Source organism: Burkholderia sp. HI2761, from assembly GCF_002223355.1.
Lineage (GTDB): Bacteria > Pseudomonadota > Gammaproteobacteria > Burkholderiales > Burkholderiaceae > Burkholderia.
The window spans coordinates 1-719 of record NZ_NKFN01000031.1 but is presented as its reverse complement, the minus strand read 5'-3'; the positions used below and the strand labels follow the sequence as shown (position 1 = coordinate 719).

Sequence of the window (719 nt, the reverse complement as noted above, 5' to 3'; positions counted from 1 at the left end):
CCGATCGCGATCGCCCCGCCGTTCACGTTCACCTTCGACGTGTCCCAGCCCATCTGCTTGTGCACCGCCAGCGCCTGCGCCGCGAACGCTTCGTTGATTTCCATCAGGTCCAGGTCGCCCGGCGTCCAGCCCGCGCGCTCCAGTGCACGGCGCGACGCCGGCACCGGGCCCATGCCCATCACGCTCGGGTCCACGCCCGCGTTCGCGTATGCCTTGATTCGCGCGAGCGGCGTCAGGCCCAGCGCCGCCGCCTTCTGCGCCGACATCACCAGCACCGCCGCCGCGCCGTCGTTCAGCCCCGACGCGTTCGCCGCCGTCACCGAGCCGTCCTTCGAGAACGCCGGCTTCAGCCCCGCCAGCGACTCCGCCGTCACGCCGTGACGCACGAACTCGTCGGTCGCGAACTGCAGCGGCTCGCCCTTGCGTTGCGGGATCGACACCGGCACGATCTCGTCGGCGAAGCGCCCGGCCTTCTGCGCGGCTTCCGCCTTGTTCTGCGACAGCGCCGCGAACGCGTCCTGCTCTCCGCGCGTAATCCCGTATTCCTTCGCGACGTTCTCCGCCGTGATGCCCATGTGGTACTGGTTGTACACGTCCCACAGCCCGTCGACGATCATCGTGTCGACCAGCTTCGCGTCGCCCATCCGGAACCCGTCGCGCGAGCCCGGCAGCACGTGCGGCGATGCGCTCATGTTCTCCTGGCCGCCCGCGATCACGAT

1 protein-coding gene is annotated in these 719 nt (G+C 69.8%); it reads right to left on the bottom strand.

Translation table 11 applies throughout. The features are described from left to right. On the bottom strand, positions 1-719 hold a 719-nt coding region (locus tag CFB46_RS34985; protein ID WP_143751700.1), incomplete at both ends, for an acetyl-CoA C-acyltransferase.